The sequence below is a fragment of the Nonomuraea sp. NPDC046570 genome, assembly GCF_040645915.1.
Classification (GTDB): Bacteria; Actinomycetota; Actinomycetes; order Streptosporangiales; family Streptosporangiaceae; genus Nonomuraea.
In genome coordinates this window covers 76,273-93,656 of record NZ_JBEYZF010000003.1, presented here as the reverse complement: position 1 = coordinate 93,656, position 17,384 = coordinate 76,273, and the positions used below count along the sequence as shown (strand labels likewise).

Annotated in this window: 20 protein-coding genes; 9 read left to right on the top strand and 11 right to left on the bottom strand. The window is 71.4% G+C overall.

What is annotated here, in order from left to right:
• Positions 1-8: 8 nt before the first annotated feature.
• Positions 9-1,586: an ABC transporter substrate-binding protein gene (locus ABZ911_RS06590; RefSeq protein ID WP_358052611.1), complete on the bottom strand. Its 1,578-nt coding sequence runs from the start codon at positions 1,584-1,586 to the stop codon at positions 9-11.
• A 105-nt stretch (positions 1,587-1,691) separates the two neighbouring features.
• Between ABZ911_RS06590 and ABZ911_RS06585 the strand changes: the two genes are divergently transcribed.
• The 4 genes from ABZ911_RS06585 (at position 1,692) to ABZ911_RS06570 (ending at position 4,780) form a co-directional block, all read left to right on the top strand.
• A complete protein-coding gene (locus tag ABZ911_RS06585; RefSeq protein WP_358052609.1) occupies positions 1,692-2,345 on the top strand; it encodes an Lrp/AsnC family transcriptional regulator in 654 nt (217 codons plus the stop codon).
• Between the two features lie 120 nt (positions 2,346-2,465).
• Complete coding sequence (locus tag ABZ911_RS06580; RefSeq protein WP_358052607.1) at positions 2,466-2,687, top strand: hypothetical protein; 222 nt, start codon at positions 2,466-2,468, stop codon at positions 2,685-2,687.
• Between the two features lie 600 nt (positions 2,688-3,287).
• On the top strand, positions 3,288-4,310 hold the full coding sequence (locus ABZ911_RS06575) for a hypothetical protein (protein WP_358052605.1): 1,023 nt from the start codon (positions 3,288-3,290) through the stop codon (positions 4,308-4,310).
• Positions 4,310-4,780 (top strand): hypothetical protein, encoded by a 471-nt coding sequence (locus tag ABZ911_RS06570; protein WP_358052603.1) that lies wholly within the window; start codon positions 4,310-4,312, stop codon positions 4,778-4,780. Before ABZ911_RS06575 ends, ABZ911_RS06570 begins: the two co-directional genes overlap by 1 nt.
• A 12-nt stretch (positions 4,781-4,792) precedes the next feature.
• Here ABZ911_RS06570 and ABZ911_RS06565 read toward each other — a convergent pair whose 3' ends face one another.
• Genes ABZ911_RS06565 through ABZ911_RS06555 form a run of 3 tightly spaced genes read right to left on the bottom strand, consistent with a single transcriptional unit; the run spans position 4,793 to position 6,433 of the window.
• Entirely contained in the window at positions 4,793-5,407 is a 615-nt protein-coding gene (locus ABZ911_RS06565; RefSeq protein ID WP_358052601.1) for a metal-dependent phosphohydrolase, read from the bottom strand.
• A 23-nt stretch (positions 5,408-5,430) separates the two neighbouring features.
• Entirely contained in the window at positions 5,431-6,060 is a 630-nt protein-coding gene (locus ABZ911_RS06560; RefSeq protein ID WP_358052599.1) for an alpha-ketoglutarate-dependent dioxygenase AlkB, read from the bottom strand.
• 31 nt (positions 6,061-6,091) lie between these two features.
• A complete protein-coding gene (locus ABZ911_RS06555) occupies positions 6,092-6,433 on the bottom strand; it encodes a hypothetical protein (RefSeq protein WP_358052597.1) in 342 nt (113 codons plus the stop codon).
• 127 nt (positions 6,434-6,560) lie between these two features.
• Between ABZ911_RS06555 and ABZ911_RS06550 the strand changes: the two genes are divergently transcribed.
• Positions 6,561-7,490 carry an FAD-dependent oxidoreductase gene (locus ABZ911_RS06550; protein WP_358052595.1) on the top strand — a complete coding sequence of 310 codons (930 nt, stop codon included), beginning with the start codon at positions 6,561-6,563 and terminating at the stop codon, positions 7,488-7,490.
• 1 nt (position 7,491) lies between these two features.
• On the opposite strand, the gene ABZ911_RS06545 is transcribed toward ABZ911_RS06550, so the two are convergent.
• The 4 genes from ABZ911_RS06545 to ABZ911_RS06530 all read right to left on the bottom strand — a co-directional run bounded on the left by ABZ911_RS06545 (position 7,492) and on the right by ABZ911_RS06530 (position 10,972).
• Positions 7,492-7,926: a DUF4396 domain-containing protein gene (locus ABZ911_RS06545; protein WP_358052593.1), complete on the bottom strand. Its 435-nt coding sequence runs from the start codon at positions 7,924-7,926 to the stop codon at positions 7,492-7,494.
• 528 nt (positions 7,927-8,454) lie between these two features.
• Positions 8,455-9,144, bottom strand: a complete 690-nt coding sequence (locus ABZ911_RS06540) for an alpha/beta hydrolase (RefSeq protein ID WP_358052591.1) — start codon at positions 9,142-9,144, stop codon at positions 8,455-8,457.
• A gap of 165 nt (positions 9,145-9,309) precedes the next feature.
• Positions 9,310-10,251 carry a hypothetical protein gene (locus tag ABZ911_RS06535; RefSeq protein ID WP_358052589.1) on the bottom strand — a complete coding sequence of 314 codons (942 nt, stop codon included), beginning with the start codon at positions 10,249-10,251 and terminating at the stop codon, positions 9,310-9,312.
• 1 nt (position 10,252) lies between these two features.
• The gene (locus tag ABZ911_RS06530; protein ID WP_358052587.1) at positions 10,253-10,972 is read right to left on the bottom strand and encodes an SDR family oxidoreductase; all 720 of its coding nucleotides are present in this window, start codon (positions 10,970-10,972) and stop codon (positions 10,253-10,255) included.
• Positions 10,973-11,052: 80 nt separating this feature from the next.
• On the opposite strand from ABZ911_RS06530, the gene ABZ911_RS06525 reads away from it, so the two are divergent.
• From ABZ911_RS06525 to ABZ911_RS06510, 4 genes are all read left to right on the top strand, one after another.
• A complete protein-coding gene (locus ABZ911_RS06525) occupies positions 11,053-11,586 on the top strand; it encodes a MarR family transcriptional regulator (protein ID WP_358052585.1) in 534 nt (177 codons plus the stop codon).
• A gap of 76 nt (positions 11,587-11,662) precedes the next feature.
• Positions 11,663-11,920 carry a hypothetical protein gene (locus tag ABZ911_RS06520; RefSeq protein ID WP_358052583.1) on the top strand — a complete coding sequence of 86 codons (258 nt, stop codon included), beginning with the start codon at positions 11,663-11,665 and terminating at the stop codon, positions 11,918-11,920.
• A gap of 203 nt (positions 11,921-12,123) precedes the next feature.
• Positions 12,124-13,701, top strand: coding sequence for a protein kinase (locus ABZ911_RS06515; RefSeq protein ID WP_358052581.1), 1,578 nt, complete (start codon positions 12,124-12,126; stop codon positions 13,699-13,701).
• Between the two features lie 113 nt (positions 13,702-13,814).
• On the top strand, positions 13,815-14,801 hold the full coding sequence (locus tag ABZ911_RS06510) for a hypothetical protein (protein ID WP_358052579.1): 987 nt from the start codon (positions 13,815-13,817) through the stop codon (positions 14,799-14,801).
• Here ABZ911_RS06510 and ABZ911_RS06505 read toward each other — a convergent pair.
• The 3 genes from ABZ911_RS06505 to ABZ911_RS06495 all read right to left on the bottom strand — a co-directional run bounded on the left by ABZ911_RS06505 (position 14,798) and on the right by ABZ911_RS06495 (position 17,347).
• The gene (locus ABZ911_RS06505; protein WP_358052577.1) at positions 14,798-15,160 is read right to left on the bottom strand and encodes a nuclear transport factor 2 family protein; all 363 of its coding nucleotides are present in this window, start codon (positions 15,158-15,160) and stop codon (positions 14,798-14,800) included. The genes ABZ911_RS06510 and ABZ911_RS06505 overlap by 4 nt on opposite strands.
• A 103-nt stretch (positions 15,161-15,263) precedes the next feature.
• Complete coding sequence (locus ABZ911_RS06500; protein WP_358052575.1) at positions 15,264-16,196, bottom strand: pirin family protein; 933 nt, start codon at positions 16,194-16,196, stop codon at positions 15,264-15,266.
• 23 nt (positions 16,197-16,219) lie between these two features.
• On the bottom strand, positions 16,220-17,347 hold the full coding sequence (locus ABZ911_RS06495) for an MBL fold metallo-hydrolase (RefSeq protein WP_358052573.1): 1,128 nt from the start codon (positions 17,345-17,347) through the stop codon (positions 16,220-16,222).
• Positions 17,348-17,384: the final 37 nt, after the last annotated feature.

Below are 17,384 nucleotides of genomic sequence, written 5' to 3'. Positions count from 1 at the left end.
CGTGGTCCTTACTTCGCGCCGAGATCGGCGACGTCGACGGTCCAGACGGGGTGGTACTCCAGGTCGGTGACCGTGGCGGCGGTCACGATGTTCTGGCTCGGCTGGATCAGCGGGATGAACGGGCCCGAGGCGTTGAGCTTGTTCTGCACGTCGGCGTAGGCGCTCTTGCGGGCCTCGTCGCCGATCGCGGTGGCGGCCTTGTCGCCGGCGGCGGTCAGCTCCTTGTCGGAGCCGGCCTTCCAGCCGGAGCGCAGGCCCACCAGCTCGCCCGGCAGGAAGACCAGGTAGTCGCTGGGGTCCGGGTAGTCCGGGCCCCAGTACCACAGGCCGAGCTCCTCCTTGCCGTTGCGGTAGTTGTCCAGGGCCGTGGTGATCGGCGCGGGCGCCAGCTCCGCGGTGATGCCGACCTCCTTGAGGTTGGCCTGGATGCGCTCGGCCAGCGGCTGGAAGGACAGGCCGTTGACGGTCAGCTCGCTCGGGTACTCCAGCTTGACCGTCGGGTTGGCGACGCCGCTGGCGGCCAGGGCCGCCTTGGCGCCCTCGACGTCGCGGGTGGCCGCCTGGTCGGCGGGCAGCGCGCCGAGGATCTGCGAGGGGATGACGCCGGGAGCCTGGGTGGCGCCCTCACCGGCCAGCTCCAGCAGGCCCGAGTAGTCGACGCCCTTGCGGATCGCCTCGACGAACTTGGCGTTCGGGGTGGTCTTGCTGATCTCCGAGTTCTGGTTGGCCAGCAGGAAGATGACGTTGGCCGAGGCGGTCTTCTTCACCGTCAGGCCGCCGGACAGGCCCTTGACCTGGTCGCCGGACAGGTTCAGCGCCACCTGGCTGTCGCCGCGCTGCACGTTCAGCTTCTGCGTGGCGGCCTCGACGTTGCGGAGGACGACCTTCTCGTAGGCGGGCTTGGTGCCGTAGTACTTCGGGTTCGCCTTGAGCACGACCTGGCTGCTGACGTTGAACGACTCGATCGTGTACGGGCCCGACCCGGCCGAGGCCGAGTTCAGGTACTGCTCGGCCTTGTCCTGCGCGTCGGCCGTGGCGCCGTGCTCCTTGGCGACCTTGCTGTTCAGGATGCCGAGCGCCGGGTTCGGCAGGATGTACGGCAGCGCCGGGTTGGCCTTCTTCGAGGTCAGCGTGATGGTGCTCGCGTCGGTCTTTTCCACCTCGACGCCGTCGAGCAGGAAGGACGGCGTGCCCTTCATGTCGCGCACCCGGGTGAGGGAGAAGACCACGTCGTCGGCCGTGACGGGGGAGCCGTCGGCGAAGGTGGCGCCCTGCTTGAGCTTGAGGGTGAGCTGCTTGCCGTCCTTCGACAGCTCGTAGGACTCCGCGAGCAGCGGCACGGGCTTGGTCACGTCCGAGCCGTCGAAGGTGAGAAGAGTCTCATAGGCGGCCTTGCCGATGATCAGGCCGGTCGGCTCGTACGTCCTGCCCGGGTCACCGGTCTTCAGGTCGAAGGAGGTGTCGATGACGAGCGTCTTGCCCCCCGCCTGCGGGGATGCGGGGGTCGAGGAGCCGCCGCTGGAGCAGGCTGCGAGTGCGAGAGCACCGACGACCAGCAGAGCTGCCGTCTGTGAGCGGGTCGCCATGGTGTGTCCTCCGAAGATGGGCCGCGTAGACGTTTGGGTGAAGGTGGTGCTGGATTGTGCGGCAGAATGTCCAGATCGTGTCTCAACAATGAGACAAATCCCGATGTGAGGGCTTTCACGGTGACGGATATTTCTAGAAATGGTGGCGGTGGGGGTGGTCTCACTGGACGGATCGGTATCGGGCTGGAGCTCGACTCCACGCACCTGAAGATCCTTGAGGTGCTGCGGGAGAACGGCCGTATCTCGGTCGCCGCGCTGGCCGAGCGGGTGGGGATCTCCCGCGCCAACGCCTACACCCGCTTCGAGGCGCTGCGCGCCGACGGCGCGATCAAGCGCTTCACCGCCGAGATCGACCACGTCCGCGCCGGGCTCGGCATCACCGCGCTCATCTTCGTCACCGTCCGCCAGCAGATGTGGAAGCAGTTCAGGGCCGAACTGGCCAGGATGCCCGAGGTGGAGTACTGCGCGATCACCACCGGCCAGCACGACGCCATGATCCAGGTACGCGCGCAGGACGTCGCCGCGGTGCACACGATGGTGACCGACCGGCTGGCCAACATCCCCGCGGTGAAGGCCACCGAGACCGTCTTCATCCTGGACGAGGTGCTCAGGCGGCCCTACGTCCTGCCCAGCGACCGCCCCGCCGGACAGAGCCCGCGCCGCCCCGCCCAGCCGCCCGCCACCGGCGAGGTGCCGCTGGGCAAGATGCGCTTCGTCGGCGCCGCCGAAGGCCGGGCGGCCCTGCAGAAGGATTCCTGATCAAGGGCGCCACCAGCGCTGTGGCTGTCGCTCGGGTGTGGTCATCTGACACTCTTGGGGTCTGGCGCGGCGCGAGAGGCGGACACGAGCCCCAGCCGCAGACATTCTAGGAGAAACCCTGTGACCGCTCCGCGTGACAACCTCGAGCTCGCCGCGAGCGCCCGCGAGCTGGCCGACGCCGAACCCGCGGGCACGCTCACCCACGCGGCCGCCGCCTCGGTGGCCATCACCTTCGCCACCACCAGGACCGTCGACGACGCCCGCAGCGCCCTCGACGGCATCACACCCGACGAGGTGCGCCAGGCGGCCCTGGAAATCTTCGAGCGCCTCGCCGGAAGCTGACCCGCCGCGCGGCGGAGCCCGCCTCCTGACCGGGACCAGGGCCGGGTCCTCGGAATCCCCGACCTCGTAGTGGGCCGTCACCAGCCCGCAGCCCGGCGTCTTGCAGATCACCGCGGACAGCAGCCGGGCATCCTGAGCCTGCCTGGCCAGGTACCTGATCACGCCCTTGTACTTCTTCGGCGCGTTGGCGTGCGAGACGGGGCGGGTCTTCTCGTGGCCGCAGCGGTGCGCGGTCGGCTGGAGGACGTCGCGGCCGGTGGCGGCGCCGGTCTTGGCCAGGTACACGACCCGGGTGACCTGCGGTGGGGGCGGGGACTCGGTCGCGGGCGGGGGCTGCGCGGGTTCCGGCAGATCGGCCACCGGGGCCTCCCCGGATCGGGTCCACAGGGCCTACCCGTGGATCCCGCTGCACCGTCAGGCATCGCCCATACGGGTGCGCCCCTGCTGGAGAGGGACGGCGGGCAATGCTGGTGATTGCTTGAACCCGAAGCCGAGGCCCGGCGATTTTCGCTATCCCGGCGGCGTGGGGGGCTGTCAAGCGGCACTCGCGGGCAGGGCCTATCGTGATCGTCACCGATGTCGATCTGCATTGGAGCGCTCGTGTACGTGAGACGGTGGACCGCAGGGCTGGCGGCCGTGCTGGTGCTGGCGGCCGGAGGGTGCGCGCTCGGCACCGGCGACGACCAGCGCCTGGCCGAGGAAGTGGCCGCGAAGCAGTACCCGGGCCGGCTGAAGGTCGTCACCGCGCGCAACCTGTTCCCGGAGACGTCCGGCTCGGAGGTCGTCTTCGCGCTGACCGGCGATCCCGGCACGGTGGTCCGGCTGCGCGTCGACGCCGAGGCGGGCACCTGCAGGCGGGAATCCTGCGAGCGGCAGCTCGCCGAAGCCGTACGGGCCGGCGAGTCGCTGGGCGCGGCCTGGCGGCACCTGGCGACCGCCTTCCAGGGCTGCGGCCACCCGGTCATCGCCACCAACTGGCCGCTGAACGAGGTCTGGATCGAGGCCGCGCCGACGAACGCGACCGTCAAGGCGGTGCTGGCCGAGGTCGGCGAGTGCGTCCAGCGGTGGGCGGCGGACCGCGACGGCTCCAGCGACGCCGAGAAGAGCGGCTCACTCTCGGTCAACCTGATCGAGCCCGCGGTCGCCAGGAAGCGCCCCCAGGGTGCGCCTGAGTATCCGGCCATGCTCAGGCTGACCGACAGCGAGCTGCGCGCGGCGCTGTCCGAGAAATCACGGTTCATCGCCAGCTACACCGTCGCCGAGGATGAATCGAAGCCGCCGGCGGTGACCATGCGGATCTTCCGGCCCTTCGACGAGCGGCAGGCTTTCGAGAAGAAGGTCCAGGAGGCGGTGGCCGGGTGGCTGCGCGCCAACCGGCCGGGGGCCACCGTGGGCGGAGTGGTCGGCATCTGGTACCTGGAGCCCGGCACGGTGGACCGGCTGGCCGGGCATGTGCGGTTCTGCGAGGGGAAGCCCCAGGGCGGCCAGTGCCGCGGTGAAGAGGTGGTCGCCGTCGCGGTGGACCCGCAGGGCAACCCTGTGGGCGGCTTCGAGGTGATGCAGGACGAGAAGGGGGCCCCGCAACTGCCGGACGGCCCCGGCGGCGACCGGGGGACCGGGTGATGGAGGTCCGCCCGCCGGGTGGCATCGCGCTGCGAACCCTGGTGACGTCGGTGCTCGCGGGCGGCGTCGCCGGCCTGGCGACCGGCGGCATCACCACCGGGGCCCTGTTCGTGTGGGGCACGATGGAGTCCGGCCTGTCCGTCACACTCGAGTCGCTTCCGGGAGTGTTCGCGTTCGCCGTGCTCGGGCTGCTCGTGGGCTTGGCGCTGGGGGCGGTGGTGGCGATCCCGGTGACCCTGCTCCTGCTTCCGGTGGCCCGCTGGTCGGCGGCCGCCCGCCCGCGCGCGAGGGTGGCCGCCTGCCTCGCCTGCCTGGTGAGCACGGCGGCGCTGGAGGCCGCCTTCCTGGTGCTGACCCGCACGGGCGAGTCGTCCTCGTGGTTAAACCCGCTGCTGCTGGGCCCCGCACTGATCGTCGCCGGGGTCGCGGGCGCGTGGCGCGGCCCCGATCTGGTCAGCAGGGGGTCGTGACGGCGTCCCGCTTCAGTGCGGCCGGGACAGGCCGTCCAGTTCGGCGGTCATGTTGGCGCGGGCGGCGGCCTCCCACAGGTCGTGGGCCCTCGGGGTGCGGTAGAGGCGGGGCTGGGCGAGCAGGGCGCGCAGCACCGCGCCGCGACCGGCCCTGAACAGGTCGTCCGGCACGTGGGCGTACTCCTCGCGGATGGCGCGGGTGTAGGCCGGGTAGCCCGGCGCGGCCAGCACGGCCAGGTCGGCGTCGCACAGCACCGAGCCGTTGGCGTCGCCGGGCTCGGGGGAGTGGGCGGCGGTCAGCCGGATCAGCCTGGCGGTCTCGGTGACACGCGCCGGGCCGACGCCGCAGCGGGGCAGGGCCGCCTGGGCGAGCTGGGCGCTGCGCTCCTCGTCGAGGCCGGGTCTGCCGTCGTAGACCGCGTCATGGAACCAGGCGGCCAGCCGTACCGCCGCCGGGTCGGCGGCGAGCGCGGCCAGCGGGGTGATCGCATCGAGGACCGCTCGCAGGTGGTCGAGCGTGTGGTAGCGGCGGTGCGGCTCGGCCCACCTGGCCAGCAGTTCGGCGCCCACCGCCCGCGCCGCCCGCGAGTCTCCCGCCAGCCCAGTCCACCGCGTGATCAGCGACATGTCCGGCATTATGCCCGGCCCACTCAGCGCACGCCGCGCGGGCGGAACTGGATGCTGATCCGCGGGCCCGTCACCCTGGTGGTCTTCGGGATCGCGTGCTCCCAGGTGCGCTGGCAGCTTCCGCCCATCACGATCAGGTCGCCGTGCCCCAGATTGTGGCGGATCGTCGCGCCGCCTCCGCCGCGCGGGCGCAGCAGCAGCCCGCGAGGCGTGCCGATGGAGACGATCGCCACCATGGTGTCCTCGGTGGCGCCGCGCCCGATCGTGTCCCCGTGCCAGGCGACGCTGTCGCGGCCGTCGCGGTAGAGGCACAGGCCCGCCGTGCTGAACGGTTCGCCCAACTCCTCGCCGTAGTGCGCGTCGAGCGCCCGCCTGGCCTCCTCCAGCACCGGGTGGGGCAGCCTCTGGCCCTCGCCGTAGAAGCTGAGCAGCCTGGGCACGTCGACCACGTGGTCGTACATCTGCCGTCGCTCGGCGTGCCACGGCACGTCGTGCAGGAGGCTGTCGAGCAGCGCGTCGGCGCCCGAGATCCAGCCGGGACACACATCGATCCAGGCGCCGCGGGTCAGGTGCGTGCGCCGCACCGACGACCCGAGCGGCCCTGGCGCGACCTCGTCGCACGCGTCGAGCAGGGATGCCTGGAATGCCGTCATACCCTCAGCATAGAACAGGCATTCGACAAAGTCAGATGACCTCGTCGCACACGCTCACATGCAGGACGTCGTCCCCGGCGAACTGGAACTCCTCCACGAGCCGCAGCCGCCCGTCGTCACCGGTCTCGATGCGGCTCTCGCTCTGCCCTCCGGCGCGCCCGCCGGCCTTGAGCGCGTGCACATAGGAGATCGAGATCCGGTCGTCGTCCCTGGTGCCGACGAAACGACCGTGGGTCACGGTGTCGCCGGAGTACTCGCCCCAGATCACGCCGTCGGCTTCGGCGTACACGAACTCGGTGGGGGCCTCGGGGTCCACGGCGCTCGCCGTCGAGCTCACCATCACGAACCTGCGGCCGTTCAGTAGGTCTGTCACGATCGAGCATCGTGCCGTGCCTGGCCGGGCGCGCAACCCGGGTTGGACGTTTCGCGCGCGATGGCCCGGCCGCGGCGGCGATCCGTCCAGCGGGAAGGCTTCGGCGGGCCCGGCGGTTGGTGCGTACGTGGACGATGTGGTGGTGATCGGCGCCGGGCAGGCGGGCCTGTCCAGCGCGTACTTCCTGCGCAGGTTCGGCCTCGCCCCGGTCGTGCTCGACGCGGCGGCGGGCCCCGGCGGCGCCTGGCGGCACCGCTCGCCGTCCCTGACCATGGACAAGGTCCACGGCATCTTCGACCTGCCAGGTGTACGGCGCCCGCCGCACGGCGACGGCGGCCTGCCCGCCTCCGTCGTGGTCCCCGGCTACTACGGCGGCTACGAACGGGAGACCGGCCTGACCGTGCTCCGCCCCGTGAAGGTCGGCTCCGTGACCCGCGACGCGGCCGGGCTGCTCGTGGTCTCCGCGTCCGGGCGCGAGTGGACGGCCAGGGCCGTGGTGAACGCGACCGGCACCTGGACCCGCCCCTACTGGCCGTACTACCCGGGCGCCGCCTCGTTCACCGGACGGCAACTGCACTACGCGTCCTACCGGGGCCCCGCCGAGTTCACCGGACGCCGGGTGGTGGTGGTCGGCGGCGGCAACTCGGCCGCGCACGTGCTGTCGGAGATCGCCGGGGTGGCGGCGGCCACGCTGTGGGTCACCCGCAGGCCGCCCGTCTTCCGGGACGACGACTTCGGCGAGGAGGCGCGCCGGGAGGCCGTGGCCATGGTCGAGGAACGGGTGCGCGCGGGGCTCGCGCCGCGGAGCGTGGTGAGCGTCACCGGCCTCGGCATCGTGTGGGCCACCGGGTTCCGCTCCGCGCTGGACCATCTGGCGCCGCTGAGGCTACGCGCACCGGGCGGCGGGATCCCGGTCGACGGCACTCAGGTGGTGGCCGAGCCGCGGCTGCAAGTGGTCGGGTACGGGCCTTCGGCGAGCACGATCGGCGCGAACCGGGCGGGGCGGGCGGCGGCTCAGGCGGTCAGGCGCCTGCTGGGGGAGCGGGCGGTCGCCTGACTCAGTGGTGGTAGGCGTGGACCACCGCGTGGCCCTTGCCCTTGCCGATCAGCCACTTGTTGACCGGGGTGGTGATCACGAAGGCGACCAGGAAGGAGAAGGCCAGGGCGCCCCAGAACAGTCCGCTGGCCAGGCCCGAGTCCATCGCACCCGGGATGACGACCATGACGCCGTTGTCGACGATCTCCATCACCAGGATCGAGACCGTGTCGGCGGCCAGCGCCACCTTGAGCGCCTGCCCCCAGCTCACGCCCGCGCGGCGGACGCCGAGCAGCGTGAGCAGGTAGCCGAAGAAGAACGCCAGGGCGACCGCCAGGATGATGGTGGGCACGTTCGACCAGCCCAGCGCGGTGCCGATGACCATGCCGAGCACCTCGCCGATGGCACAGCCGGTGAGACAGTGCAGCGTCGCCGAGGCGGCCATCTTCCACGACACCGCCGACGATCCGTGCGCCGCATGTCCTTCGTGGGCTGAATGGTCCTGGTGGTGGCCTTCGTGTCCTTCGTGGCTGTCGCCGTGTCGCGTGTGCGCCGCGGGGTCTTCGTGGTGCATCGACATTGTTCAACTCCAAAACGGCTGGCTTGCGTCAGGGGCAAGACGCTATACCCCGGCAGGGTAAACGGGCAAACCGTGCAAACGAGTTGATCTACGACTGATCGTAGTGGGTGGGAAGTGCGAGGTGTAGAGGGGTATGGCGAGGGTGGAGGGTCTTGGGTCTCCTATGGCGGATAGGACAGGCTGAAGTGTCGGGGGGGTGAAATCTTGACAGAGGTATGGGGGTGACCAGGTCGCGCGGGTGGGGGTGGGGTGGCAGCTGAGCGGGCGGAGGCTGGTGCGGAGTAGGGAGAGGCGCTAGCCGTACAGGCTCAAGACGCGGGCGCGGGCGTGCGGCGGCGTGGGGCGGCGGAGAAGGTGCGGCGGCGCTGGGGATGGTGGGCCGGCGCCGCCGTTCGTGTCGGTTCGTTAAAGGGACTCGGCGGCCTCGGTGATCAAGGCGGTGATCTCGTCCGGGTGTGAGGCGAGTGAGGCGTGGCTGGCGTCGAGGGTGAGCAGTCCGCGTGGCTGCATCCGTTCGGCCATCCACTGCTCGGTGGTGGGCGGGATCATGCGGTCCCGGGTGGAGACCTGGTACCAGGTGGGCTTGGACTGCCAGGCGGGCGGGCCGGCGCGGTCCTCGAAGCAGCGGCCCGCGATGGGCTTCTGCGCCCGGCCCATCACCAGCGCGTCCTCGGCGTCGACGTCGGCGCAGAACGCCTGGTGGAAGAGGTCGAAGTCGAGCCAGAGGAAACCGTCGGCGTCGGGCCGGATCAGCCCTTCCGGCGGGGGCGTGCTCTGGTCCCGGCCCAGCAGCCCGGCCAGGTTCTCCCCCTCGTCGGGGGCGAACGCGGCCACGTAGACCAGGCCGGCCACGTTCGGCGCGTGCCCGGCTCCGCTGATCACGGCGCCGCCGTAGGAGTGGCCGACCAGCAGCGTCGGCCCGTCCTGGGCGTTGACCAGCGTCGTGGTGCGGTGGATGTCGTCGGCCAGGGAGGTGAGCGGATTCTGTACCGCGGTCACCTGGTAGCCCTTGGCGGCCAGCGGCGGGATCACCCTGCGCCAATGCGAGCCGTCTCCCCAGGCCCCGTGCACCAGGACCACGTTCTTCGCTGCCATGGATCGCTCCCCCTCACGGCCAGACACCACCCCCGACGAGACCACATCGAAGGCGCGCATTCGGGCAAGCAGAGCTCATAGCGGTGGCTGATCCGCGTGAAGACTTCACCAAACCGCGGACGCCCACCCCGTCGCCCGACCTCCGGCGATCGCATGGACAGGGCCTCAAAGCCAGCCGAGCTTCTCCAGTACGGTGGCGGCCACCTCGGTGACGGAGTGCTCGGTGGCGTCGACGACGATGTCCTCGACCTGGGCGTCGTCGAGGATCCGGTCGAGCTGCCCCGAGCGTTCGAGATGCCACCGCAGGTCGGCGTCCTGGCCCTCGTGGCGTCGCTCCAGCCGCCGGTGCACGACGGGAATCTCGACCCGGAGCCGGCACACCGTGAGATCGACGCCGACGGCGTCCCGATACCGCCGGCGCTCCTCGCGGCTCTCGACGACGCCGGCCAGGACGAGCCGCTGAGTTCCGGTGTCCAGGTAGTTGCGCGCGACGTCGCGCAGGTTCCGCAGGGTCATCTCAAGATTGAACGGGTCACCTGGCGGAGTCGGCCAGGCCCGCCGCAGCCAGTCGAGATCGATGACGGCATTGGGCACCTCGGCGTCGGTGAGCAGGTCGCCCGCCGCGTCCGCGACGGAAGTCTTCCCCACTCCCACGGTTCCTGTGATCAACAAGGCGTGAGCAGGCATCCGACCATATTGACGCTCAACCGAGGCGGACACCAACCGAATAACCGCCAGGCGCTGAACCGGCACCTGCGGGCTCTCACCGTCGATGGCATCGATCGTGACGATCGCCCGGGCGCGCTGGGTGCGCCGCCGCCGGAGGTCGGCCGCGGACGCGGCGGTCCGCGGCCGAGGTGCGGACCTGTTTCGCCCAGTTGAGCGCTCCGGCGGCGAGCGGTCCCGGGCGGATGGGGGGAGGAGGTAGATCCGGTCGACGCAGTCCAGCGCGCCCGCCCAGGTCTCCGGCCGTTCGAAGTCGCCGTGCGCCGTCTCGACCCCGGCCGGGAGTCTCGCGGCCGTCGCCTGCGGGTCGCGGCTCATGGCGCGCACCCGCTGCCCCGCGCCGACGAGCCACTCTGTTGCCGGTCGTGCGACGGACGGCATGTCAGCGGGTGGTGCGTTCGCCGCCGTTGACGGCGAGGACCTGGCCGGTGATCTGCCGGGCGGCGGAGGAGACCAGGAAGCGCACCGCGCCGGCGATGTCCTCCGGGGTGCCGGGGCGGCGGGTGTGGGCGGCGGCGATGAGGGAGTCGCGGCGTTCGGCGGTCATCCGGTCGCGGAAGAACTCGGTGTCGGCGATGTAGCCGGGGGAGACGATGTTGGCGGTCACCTGGCGTGGGCCGAGCTCGGCGGACAGGTGCACGTTCCAGGAGGCCAAGGCCGCCTTGGCGGCGCCGTACGCGCCGGCGCCCTTGTCGGCGGCGATCGAGCCGATGCTGATCACGGTGCCGCCTTCGGTGAGGCGGTCGGTCAGCGCCGCGGTCATCAGGACCGCGCTGAGCAGGTTGGCTTCGAGGTTGGCCCGCCAGTTGCCGGCCAGGGTGCGCAGGTCGTGCGGGGGTTGCCGGTCGAAGTCGGTGTTGCCGCCCGCGTTGTTCACCAGGACGTCGACGGAGTCCGGGAGCCGCTTCAGCAGCGCCTCCACCTGGTCCGGGTCGGTGGCGTCGCACACGAGGGCGCGGACGCCGAGCTCGGCGGCGGCCTTCTCAAGGGGTTCGGGGCGGCGGCCGGTGATCACGACGTGGTCGCCGTCCGCGGCGAACGCGGCGGCCACCGCGCGGCCGATCCCGGTGCCTGCGCCGGTGACCAGCACGTTGCGTGCCATGAGCATCTCCTTCAGGTAGGTTTAGGTCTAAACGATAAGCATTGTTTAGACCTAAACGCAAACCTGGAACGGAGACCACTGTGGAGGAGAATGATCGGGTGGACGCCATCGCGGCCGCCTGGCTGCGCGAGCGTCCCGGAACCCCGGTCGAGGGAATCGGTGTCGTCACCCGGATCTGGCAACTGGCCAAGATCTTCGGCGACGACCGGCGCCGGATACTCGCCGCCGCCGGTGCCGACTCGGCCACCCTGGACCTGCTCAGCGTGCTCAGGCGCAGCGGCCCGCCGTACCGGCTGACCACCCGCCAGCTCGGCGAACGCGCCCACGTCACCGCCGGGGCCGTCTCCCAGCGGGTGGCCCGCGCCGAAGCCGAGGGGCTCGTCACCAGGGAACCGCTCGGCGCCGGGTCGCGTTCCGTCGTGGTGACCCTCACGCCCGAGGGGCACACGCTGGTCGAGCGGCTCGTCGACCGGGTGCTCGGCCGGGAGGCGGATCTGATCTCCGGACTCACCGAGGAGCAGCGCGACGCCCTGACCGCCCTGCTCCGCACCCTCCTGGACGACCTGCAGGCACGACTCGGCGAGGAGAAGATCACACCGGTCGGATCCGACTGATGACCGGAGGCAGCCGGGTACGGCGGGCGCCGCCCTGTGGTCCCCATCCGCCCTGACCGGTTCCGCCGACATCCCGTTGGCCGCCCGATTTGGCTGCAGCGAGTTCTTCGTCACCTACGCCACTCCGAACCGGGTGGTGTTCGAGGTCCGCCGTCCGAAGCTCGGGGACGTGCACGTCTCCATCATGGGCACCGGATACCTCGGCCTGGCCAACGGCGTGACCGTCACCGTGGAGAAGATCGACGCGTCGGGCGCGGTGCTCCGCTTCTCGCCCACCACCTCGGACACGAAGCACGACAAGGCCTCGGGCACCGAAGGGCTGTCGATGTCCTGACCGGGGGCACGACCCCGGCATAGTGGCGAAACCAGGGTCCTGGCCGGGGGAGCGACTCAGCTACGGCCCGGCATGGTGGCGAAAACCAGGCATCCGCGCAGGGAAGCAAACAGGCGAGCTGGAAGGGGGTGAAATCTCGACACGTGGTATGACATCAGGCTAACGTCCCGAAATACGGATCTTTGCCTGGCGGGAGGATGCCCATGCACGTCCCCGGCTACCACGAGGTCCGAGAGCTCGGTCATGGCGGATCCGGTGTCGTGATGCTGGCCGTACGGGACTCCGACCGCCTTCCCGTCGCGATCAAGCACCTGTCCCGCGCCCACCTGGCCGACGAGGAGTTCGTCCGCCGGTTCAGGACCGAGGCGCACCTCATCGCCACCCTCGACAGCCCCTACATCGCCCGCCTCCTGGACTACCGCGAGGACGGCGGCGACGCCGCCATCGTCATGGAGCTGGTCGACGGCGTCACCCTGCGCCACCTGCTGCGGGAGGAGGGCGCGACCGGGCCGGAGGCGGCGCTGACGGTGCTCAAGGGGGCGCTGCTCGGGCTGGCCGCCGCGCATCGGGCGGGCGTGGTGCACCGCGACTTCAAACCGGAGAACGTCATCGTCACGGCCGACGGCGGCAGCAAGCTCGTCGATTTCGGCGTGGCCGCCCGCTCGGGCGAGACGGGCCCGGGCGTGGGCACCCCGCCGTACATGGCGCCCGAGCAGTGGCAGGACGCCCCCGCGAGCCCCGAGGGCGACGTGTACGCGGCCACCGTGGTCTTCTTCGAGTGCCTGACCGGCAGCAGGCCCTTCCACGGCGACAGCCTGGCTGCCCTCGCCCACCAGCACCGGAACGTGCCGCCGCCGGTGGAGAGCGTCGACGAGCCGATCAGGCCGCTGCTCGCGCACGGCCTGGCCAAGACCCCCGGGGAACGGCCGCGCTCGGCGGAGGACTTCCTGGCCGAGCTGGAGGAGACGGCCGCCGCCGCGTACGGCCCGGACTGGGAAGAGCGCGGCCGGGCCGGTCTGGCCGCGCTGGCGGTGCCGTACCTGGGGATGTTCCCGCTGGCCGAGCCGGTCGCCGCGAGCGCCACCGGCCTCGCGCGCACCACGCTGACGCCGATGGCCAAGCTGGCGGTCACCGTGGGCGTGACACTGGTGACGGCGGCGGCGGTGGTCTCGACGTTCGTCATCTGGAACGACCCTCCGCAGACGGTCCAGAGCCGGCGCCCCGTCTCCTCGTCGCCGTCGCCGACCGGCGCGCCCCCCACGCCGACTCCTTCCCGCACGGCGGGCCGCCCCTCCGGTACGGCCAAGCCGGTCCAGGCCACACCCTCGCCGAGCCCCGGCCCCACGCAACCCCGGCACATCCAGCGAACTCGACAACCCGAACCCACCAGGACCCCCACCCAAAAGCCGACCAGGGAACCCACGAGGAAGCCGACCAAGGAACCGACCAAGCAGCCCACCAAGGTCCCGACGAGCACCCCGGACGAGCCCACCCCGTCGCCCGACCCGCCGGAGACGCCAGGCCCGGGGGAGCCGTCCGAGCCCGAGCCGTCCGAGCAGTCCTCCCAGGACAGCCCGCCCCCGGACGGGGACCCCTTGATCAGCGCCGAGGTGCGGGTGTCGCTCGGCGCGCCGGGGAACGGCGGCGGCCTGGTCGACGCCGACATCGGCCTCAAGGTCGGCACCGGACTGCTGGGCGGCGTGGCCCTGCCGGGGACGCTGCTGCTGGGCAAGCACATCGCCACCAGGCGGGCGAGACGCGACTCAGACCAAACCCTTTGATTCCATCCCTGCTCCGTATATCCCCTACTATCGTCCATCGGACAGAGGGGCGTCCCGCGGCCTGAGCAGCATCCAAGGCCGTCGGCGTTCGGTGGCTCGGGCGAAGGAGAAGCGTGGCGGTTGCGGTCCCCGGCGACCGGCGGCGCGGCCCGCTCAAGCTCGTCATCGCGGTGCTGGTCTGCCTCGCGATGTGCGTGGGCGTGGCAGGGGCGGGGCACGCCGCGCCCAAGCCCAGCGTCAAGAAGCTGCGCAAGGAACTGAAGTCCCTGCAGAAGTCCTCCGACACGCTGATCAGCGACTACTACGCGGGCCGGATCGAGCTGCAGAAGGTCGAGAAGGCGGAGAAGGCGGCCCGGCGGAAGCTGGGCGCGGCGCAGGCGGTCTACGATCGCGAGTCGGCCCAGATCAGGCTCATGGCCGTGCAGTCGTACACCAATGGCGGGCTCGGCCTGGTCGACACCCTGCTCGGCGAGGGCGGGCTGAACGGCATGGCGCTCGTCCAGCAGCTCGCCAACGAGCAGAACGCCAGGCTGCACGGTTTCGCCGAGGTCCGCGACACGCACCTGGCGGCCAAGCGGGAGGCGGGCGCCAAGGCGGACGACCTGCGCGCCCGGCTCAAGACGCTCGACGGCAAGAAGCGCAAGGCCGAGAAGGTCATCGAGCAGATCAAGGACCGGATCGACCTGCTGCACGACGCCCCCGGCGCCAGATCGGACGGCACCTTCGTGCCCCAGCTACCAGCCGGGGCGGACAACATCACGCCCCGGATGCGCCTGGTCAAGCAGCTCATCGCGGAACGCTTCGGGGTGCCGTACGGGATCGGCTGCTACCGCTCGCTGAACGACGGCGGTGAGCATCCGCTGGGCCGGGCGTGTGACTTCATGCTGAGCCGGGGCGGCGCGATGCCGTCGGGCGCCGAGATTCAGCGCGGGCACGAGATCTCCGCTTGGGTGATCAAGAACGCCAAGCGGCTGGGCATCATGTACGTGATCTACCGCCAGCGCATCTGGCATGTCAGGACCGGCACCTGGCGGGTGATGTCCAACCGCGGCGGCACCACCGCCAACCACTACGACCACCCGCACATCTCGGTGTACTAGACCAGGTGGAGGGGTGCGAGGTCGACGAAGATCCGGTAGTCCGAGATCAGGCCGTCGTCGCGGGTGCGCCAGATCGAGACGGCCACGACGCTGACATCCTTGCCGTCGAGCCGCCGGTAGGTCACCTCGGTCTCGGCGATGGTGTCGGCGTCCACCTGCCAGTTCCTGACGATCCGGTGCCGCAGGCCGCCGATGGTGGAGTAGAACGCCCGCAACCCTGAGGTGATGGCCTCCCGTCCCGCCATCGGCTCGGCATTGCCGAACACCAGCGTGGCATCCTCGGCCAGCAACCGCACGAACTCGTCGGGGTCGAACGAGTCGACTGACTGGAAGACGCGTCGCACCACATCGTCGGTCATGCCGATCCTTCCGCGCACAGTCGGGATCACTGGTGGGGACGATACGGGACGAAAGACGACGCGCAACTATCGCAAGGGTGGGTATCTCATCGCCGAGGATCTTCTAACGGACGCGCCCCCGGGGCTTGAGCCGGATCGAGGGCAGGGCGGGGGCGGGCAGCGGGTCGCCGTCGAAGCCCTCGACCGTGCCGAACCCCTCGCCGTGCGCCCACTCGTCGCGGAAGGCGACGATCTCGTCGTGGGTGCGGCCGATGAAGTTCCACCACATGACGATCTCCTCCTCGAACGGCACGCCGCCGAGCAGCAGCACCCTGCCCTGCCCGCCCAGGTGTAGCGAGGTGCGCCCGCCGCCGAGGTAGACCAGCGTGCCCCGCTCCAGCGGCCCGCCCGCCACCTCGGCTTCGCCCGACAGCAGCAGCGCCGCGTGCTCGAAGCCGGGGTCCAGCGGCAGCGCGGCCGGCCCCTCGACGGCCACCTCGGCGCCGACCAGCGGCGTGTAGGCGCGGGCGGGGGAGGTGACGCCGCCGAGCGAGCCCATGATGACGGTCGCGCTGAACCCGGGACCCGACAGGACGGGCAGCGCCTCGTGGTGCTCGAAGTGCGGCGCCACCCGGCGGTCCCGCTCGGGCAGCGCCACCCACAGCTGTACGCCGTGCAGCATCGCCTCCGTCGACTCCTCCGCGTGCGAGATGCCGCGCCCGGCGGTCATCAGGTTGAGGCGGCCGGGCCGGATCGTCTGCAGGCTGCCGAGGCTGTCGCGGTGCAGCACCTCGCCCTTGACCAGCCACGTCACCGTCTGCAGGCCGGTGTGCGGGTGCGGCGGAACCCGCATCGCCGCCCGCTCGGGGCCGTAGTCGTCGACGAAGCACCACGCGCCGACCATCCGCCGGCCCCGGTTGGGCAGCGTCCTGGTCACCGTCATCGCGCGAGGACCGCCCAGCGCCACCTGGTGCCCGGTCAGCTCCTCGCGCGCCGGCGCGGCGGCACCGGCGGCCGGGCAGACGATCTCCTGCGGTTCCCGTTCAAGATTGCTCACCCCACGACTGTACGGCGACCGCTTCACAGGCTGAGCGTCTCCCACCAGCCGTCGACCGTCGGCGCGGCGTCGACGTCCACGCCCTCGCCCGGCCTCGGCACCACGATTCTGGCCTCCCGCGCCTTGGCCTCGTGCCACAGCCGGTTGACCGGTTCGGCCCACGGGTGCAGGGCCAGCGTGAACGTCGCCCAGTGCACCGGCAGCAGCAGGCTGCCGCCGAGGTCGAAGTGGGCGTTGACCGCCTCCTCCGGGTTCATGTGGATGTCCGGCCACGCGGGGCTGTAGGCGCCGACGGGCATGAGCGTGAGGTCGAACGGCCCGTGCTCGGCGCCGATCTTGGCGTACCCGTCGAAGTAGCCGGAGTCACCCGCGTAGAACACCCGCCGGTGCTCGCCCGCGACCACCCAGGAGCCCCACAGCGTGTCGTTGCGGGTGAACGCCCGGCCGGAGAAGTGCCGCGCCGCCGTCGAGACGAACCGCAGGCCCGCGACCCGCGTCTCTTCCTCCCAGTCCAGCTCGACGATCCGGTACATCGGCACGCCCCAGCGCTCCAGGTGCGCGCCGATGCCCAGCGGCACCAGGAACGGCGCCTTCTGCAGCCGGGTCAGCCTGCGTACGGTCTCCAGGTCCAGGTGGTCGTAGTGGTCGTGGGAGATGACGATCGCGTCGACGTCCGGCAGTTCCTCCAGCGGTACCGGCACCGGGTGCAGCCGCCGGGGGCCGACCAGCCGGGAGGGGGAGACGCGCTCGCTCCACACCGGGTCGAACAGCACCCGCTTGCCCTCGATCTGGACGAGCGTGGAGGCGTGGCCGAACCAGACCACGTGCAGGCCGTCCGGGGTCGGCGGCGCGGGAAGCGAGCGAAGCAGCGGCACCATGCCGGCCGGGCGGCGGTCGTCGCGGTCCTTGAGCAGGTCGCGCAGCAGGTTCGGGGGCGGCGCGCTGGGCGGGCCGTCGCTCACGCCCGGCATGGTGTTGACGAAGACGCCGTCCCTGAACTGCGGCGAGTTGCGCAGCCTGGCGACCCGGTCGGGCCCCGACTCCAGTGGTCGCACGCCCAGCTGGGCCGGGATGTCGCGCAGCGCCCACCCCGCCGCCGCCAGGGCCGCCCCGCCCGCCAGCGCCCGCCGTACAGTCCGCCTGCCTGCCATGAGTTCACGCTCCCCAAGTCGACTCATTCAGACCAAC

Bases quoted from the DNA above. Each gene is read 5' to 3' on its own strand.
- ABZ911_RS06590 (WP_358052611.1), bottom strand. From the start codon at position 1,586: ATGGCGACCCGCTCACAGACGGCAGCTCTGCTGGTCGTCGGTGCTCTC.
- ABZ911_RS06570 (WP_358052603.1), top strand. From the start codon at position 4,310: ATGGAGGTCCGCCCGCCGGGTGGCATCGCGCTGCGAACCCTGGTGACG.
- ABZ911_RS06565 (WP_358052601.1), bottom strand. From the start codon at position 5,407: ATGTCGCTGATCACGCGGTGGACTGGGCTGGCGGGAGACTCGCGGGCG.
- ABZ911_RS06560 (WP_358052599.1), bottom strand. From the start codon at position 6,060: ATGACGGCATTCCAGGCATCCCTGCTCGACGCGTGCGACGAGGTCGCG.
- ABZ911_RS06540 (WP_358052591.1), bottom strand. From the start codon at position 9,144: ATGGCAGCGAAGAACGTGGTCCTGGTGCACGGGGCCTGGGGAGACGGC.
- ABZ911_RS06535 (WP_358052589.1), bottom strand. From the start codon at position 10,251: ATGCCGTCCGTCGCACGACCGGCAACAGAGTGGCTCGTCGGCGCGGGG.
- ABZ911_RS06530 (WP_358052587.1), bottom strand. From the start codon at position 10,972: ATGGCACGCAACGTGCTGGTCACCGGCGCAGGCACCGGGATCGGCCGC.
- ABZ911_RS06515 (WP_358052581.1), top strand. From the start codon at position 12,124: ATGCACGTCCCCGGCTACCACGAGGTCCGAGAGCTCGGTCATGGCGGA.
- ABZ911_RS06505 (WP_358052577.1), bottom strand. From the start codon at position 15,160: ATGACCGACGATGTGGTGCGACGCGTCTTCCAGTCAGTCGACTCGTTC.
- ABZ911_RS06495 (WP_358052573.1), bottom strand. From the start codon at position 17,347: ATGGCAGGCAGGCGGACTGTACGGCGGGCGCTGGCGGGCGGGGCGGCC.